Genomic DNA, 3,805 nt, shown 5'->3' with positions numbered 1-3,805 from the left:
ATACTAACTTTTAACGTAATAAGCCGATCTGTGTGCTAGTTTTCGGCATAAAAATTGACATACTTGACTGTAAGTTGTCGTGAATGAGCAGTCTTTTGACTTCAATTTGGCGTATTATGAAGTTCGTCTTGTTCACTCAGATGGTTAAAGGTGTTAACAAATGCAACCAGCGCAACATCAAGAGCATATTGCGTATCTCGACGTACTTCGCGTGTTGGCCGCATTATTTGTGGTCGCGATTCATGTCTTGGGGCCGTATCGCACTGAAATTGGGCAGATCGCTTTATCAGATTGGAGCGTGGCGGTTGGACTCAATAGCGCCAGCCGCTGGGTGGTGCCGATATTTATTATGATTTCAGGGGTGTTGCTGTTGTCGTCCTCGCACCGGTTCACGCTTAGACACTTTATTCAGCGTCGGGTGATGAAAGTGGTGGTGCCTTTTGTGCTTTGGTCGCTATTGTTCGCGGGCTTATCTGGACTCACTGCTGAAGGCTTTTCTTGGCAGACGGTAGCGCAAACATTACACGCTGCGCCCGACCATGAGACCTATTATCACCTAGGTTTTTTTTACTATTACATCCCGCTGTTACTTTGGATTCCGATACTGCGTCCCGTTGTCGCGCATTTACCGGCATCGGGCGTGGCGGCGGTGGGGCTTGCGTGGATGGGCGTCACCGCCTGGTATTTATCGGGCGCGCAGGGGTGGTGGCGGAATGACTTTATTCTTTATGGCGGTTATTTGTGGCTGGGATTTTGGCTTCATTATTACCCACGCGCGCGGCCTCTTTGGTGGGTTTTAGGGTTACTCGCCGTGGGAATGACCGGATACCATGTGCTTGGTACCAGTATCCAATACCAGCGTTATATCACCGAAGGCTGGTTATCTTACACGACGATCAACACGGTACTGATTAGCGCCGCGGTCTTTTTGGCGGTTCGGCAGTGGCGGCAGGGACGAACCACACCATCATRGGTGGCCACGCTAAGTCGTTATAGCCTCGGCATTTATTTGATTCATCCGATTTTCCTTTGGCCGGTGCGCGCATACTGGCCCACTTTATCGCCATCGTGGCTATGGATCCCGGCTCTGACGATTTATGCGTTTGCAGGCGCGGCGTTGATAACGGCATTATTACAGCGTCAGCGCATCACCGCGTGGCTGGTTCCCTAGTGGATGACACTTTTTGCGATAAAAGCAGTCATAAGTAATTGAAAGCATGTATACGGAGTCAGATCCCAATCATGAAATCGCGAATCCCTAAAGGGCGTAAAAACCGTCATACTAGAAAGATGGCAGTGAGCCAGCAAGGAGAGAGATCATGGATGATGTAGCAGTGGTTATTAAGCACAGTAAGCGCCTAGAAAGCTTACTGCGCCAGCACTACCACGCGGAAGGGAAAGGGCTCCACCAGCTTATCGACAGCAGTCAAAAACGGCTTCCCCATGATGTGGTCAAAAAGCTGCGCTTCGTGGCGACCATTAGGAATAAAGTGGTGCATGAAGACGGTTACCAAGTCGATGATATGCGTAAATTTATATCGGTAAGCAAGTATTGTGAGTCGGAACTGGTACCGCGAAGCAACCGCTTAATATGGCGCCTTGCTGCTGCCCTTATTCTGCTGTTTACCGCCGGGGCGATAGGTTTTTACGCGCAAGTTTGGCCGCAATGGAGCGGCTAACGAACGACTCGCCGCGACTGTCACCGCCTCGTTAACATTACGATTTTTTTAAACTGGATCTTGTTCTTATCAAGGTACACTGGACATCTTCGCTAGCCTGCCTAGACTTGGCGTCCTTGTTGTGAAAGGAATGATAATCATGTGGAGCTGGTTCGCTGTCTGTTGTTCTGGACTGCTGCATATCTCCGCAGCCTACCGGGGCCCGCGCTGGCAGTTTTATCTTTTTAAACCGCTGACCATTGTGCTGCTGATGCTCATTGTTGGTGCACACCTTAGCGTCTCCCATTATGCGCAATGGGTATTCGTTGCACTATTACTGTCAGTGGTTGGTGATGTCTTTTTAATGCTACCCAAAGACAGATTTGTCCATGGGTTAACCAGCTTTTTATTCGCACATCTCGTTTATATATTTGCGTTCTGGGCACAATTTGACGGCCACATGGTGTGGTGGTTACCCGCCATGCTCTCAGGCCTTGGGGTGATCGTCTTTCTTTTGCTACTTCCCAACCTTGGGCGTTTTGCCTTACCGGTTGCTATCTATATTGCCGTGATCACACAGATGGTATGGGCCGCAGGCGAGTACTGGTTGAACACCCATTCTCTCGCAGCAGGGATGGCGTTAGCGGGAGCAATATTATTCATGTTCTCAGATACGGTGCTTGCTTTTGCGCGCTTTAAAGGGGAGTTCCGTGCAGCACAAGCGATGGTGATGTCGAGTTACTTTGTGGCGCAAGCATTGATTAGCGCCTCGGTGGTGATCGCCCAAGGAGGATAACCATGGAGCAAGTCTATCAAGCGATGAACCTCTTAGAAGCACACAGCCTAAAAGGGTTACTGGTCAGCCACCAGATTGATTGTGTGTTAAAAGGTGAAACATTGAGTGCCGCGGTGGGAGAGCTACCCCCGGATGTTCAGGGGGTCACCTTGTGGGTCGAGCCAGAAAAGGTGACTCAGGCGCGGACGTTGCTACAGGAATACGAAGCCCAAAGTCACACTCATTGGATTTGCCAAGCATGCGGTGAAGAGAATGCCGGTAGCTTTGAACTATGCTGGCAGTGCCAGCATAGTCGCGAGTGATTGCGTTACACCATATACTTACGGCGAATATCGAGCAGCGCAAAGATCCCAAAAATCAGAATTGACCACTTCTCCCAGCGGCTCATGGCAACTTTATCGCCAAAGGCCCCTAAAAAGATCAGCATTTGTAAGCCGTGCATGACCAACAAAAAGCCCGTCATGATGTACAGTGCCATGGCGGCGACACCTGGAAAAGGATGGACAATATTGGCAATCAACACCAGCCACACAAAGGCGATGGCGGCTTTCGCCAATAAGATTAACACTTTCATAGTTTTTCTCTCACGGGTCTTGTTTGCTTAATGATCGGGTTCAGTAAAATATAACCGGTAGTTGACTTGTCCTGCGCGTTTTTCACGGTGACAGTGCCAATGCGTGGGGATCTGATAGGCCTCTAAATCACTCTCGGCTTCGACATAAACACAGGCGTTTGGCGCAAGCCAATGATTGGCGTCTAACGCGGCCAAGGTGTCCTCGAGTAGGCCTTGATGAAAAGGCGGATCGACAAACACAATATCATACGGACCGTCTTTGGGGGCGGTGGCAAGTAGGGCGAGCGCATCGCCGCAATCAATGTGTGCGTTTTGCGCCCCAAGGTGATCTAAATTAGCCCGTAATTGTTTGGCTGCCGCGGGATGTTTCTCACAAAAATGGACCCAGCTTGCGCCACGAGAGAGCGCTTCAAAGCCGAGTCCGCCACTTCCTGCGAAAATATCGAGGCAGCGAGCCTCTGGCAAATAAGGCGCGAGCCAGTTAAAAACGGTTTCTTTCACCCTGTCAGTGGTGGGGCGGAGCCCTTGCGCGTCTTGTACCGCAAGCTTACGGCCACGCCAGCGGCCAGCAATAATACGGACAGACCCAACCCCACGAGAAGGGGTAGGCGATGAGGGTTTGCGGTTGGCGCGTTTAACCATAGATTTTTTGACCGTTAAGAAGGTGGTAGACTATGCCGATTCGGTATTGTGCCGCTGATTGTATCAAGCATGCTTTAGGATTTGCCAATGGCAGAAAAAAAGAAACGTGGATTTATGTCATGGCTGGGCTTGGGT

At 50.3% G+C, this 3,805-nt stretch carries 6 protein-coding genes; 4 read left to right on the top strand and 2 right to left on the bottom strand.

The features are described from left to right. The first annotated feature begins 160 nt into the window (after positions 1-160). The 4 genes from BZG79_RS12830 to BZG79_RS12815 all read left to right on the top strand — a co-directional run bounded on the left by BZG79_RS12830 (position 161) and on the right by BZG79_RS12815 (position 2,756). Positions 161-1,171, top strand: coding sequence for an acyltransferase (locus BZG79_RS12830; RefSeq protein WP_077774586.1), 1,011 nt, complete (start codon positions 161-163; stop codon positions 1,169-1,171). 148 nt (positions 1,172-1,319) lie between these two features. After that, complete coding sequence (locus BZG79_RS12825; protein ID WP_077461876.1) at positions 1,320-1,679, top strand: DUF4145 domain-containing protein; 360 nt, start codon at positions 1,320-1,322, stop codon at positions 1,677-1,679. Positions 1,680-1,818: 139 nt separating this feature from the next. After that, the gene (locus BZG79_RS12820) at positions 1,819-2,454 is read left to right on the top strand and encodes a lysoplasmalogenase (protein WP_021022231.1); all 636 of its coding nucleotides are present in this window, start codon (positions 1,819-1,821) and stop codon (positions 2,452-2,454) included. 2 nt (positions 2,455-2,456) lie between these two features. Continuing rightward, positions 2,457-2,756 carry a DUF2007 domain-containing protein gene (locus tag BZG79_RS12815; RefSeq protein ID WP_021022232.1) on the top strand — a complete coding sequence of 100 codons (300 nt, stop codon included), beginning with the start codon at positions 2,457-2,459 and terminating at the stop codon, positions 2,754-2,756. 5 nt (positions 2,757-2,761) lie between these two features. On the opposite strand, the gene BZG79_RS12810 is transcribed toward BZG79_RS12815, so the two are convergent. Together BZG79_RS12810 and rsmD are read right to left on the bottom strand one after the other, a co-directional pair. Further along, positions 2,762-3,028, bottom strand: a complete 267-nt coding sequence (locus tag BZG79_RS12810) for a DUF1145 domain-containing protein (RefSeq protein WP_021022233.1) — start codon at positions 3,026-3,028, stop codon at positions 2,762-2,764. A gap of 27 nt (positions 3,029-3,055) precedes the next feature. Beyond that, a complete protein-coding gene (rsmD, locus tag BZG79_RS12805) occupies positions 3,056-3,670 on the bottom strand; it encodes a 16S rRNA (guanine(966)-N(2))-methyltransferase RsmD (RefSeq protein WP_077774585.1) in 615 nt (204 codons plus the stop codon). Positions 3,671-3,805: the final 135 nt, after the last annotated feature.

It is taken from the genome of Salinivibrio sp. MA427 (assembly GCF_001996115.1).
Classification (GTDB): Bacteria; Pseudomonadota; Gammaproteobacteria; order Enterobacterales; family Vibrionaceae; genus Salinivibrio; species Salinivibrio costicola.
The sequence above is the reverse complement of the archived record's forward strand: the minus strand, read 5'-3'. Positions and strand labels throughout refer to the sequence as shown.

Excerpts from the sequence above, each read along its gene's own strand:
- BZG79_RS12825 (WP_077461876.1), top strand. The coding sequence starts at position 1,320 with ATGGATGATGTAGCAGTGGTTATTAAGCACAGTAAGCGCCTAGAAAGC.
- BZG79_RS12820 (WP_021022231.1), top strand. The coding sequence starts at position 1,819 with ATGTGGAGCTGGTTCGCTGTCTGTTGTTCTGGACTGCTGCATATCTCC.
- BZG79_RS12810 (WP_021022233.1), bottom strand. The coding sequence starts at position 3,028 with ATGAAAGTGTTAATCTTATTGGCGAAAGCCGCCATCGCCTTTGTGTGG.
- rsmD (WP_077774585.1), bottom strand. The coding sequence starts at position 3,670 with ATGGTTAAACGCGCCAACCGCAAACCCTCATCGCCTACCCCTTCTCGT.
- BZG79_RS12815 (WP_021022232.1), top strand. The coding sequence starts at position 2,457 with ATGGAGCAAGTCTATCAAGCGATGAACCTCTTAGAAGCACACAGCCTA.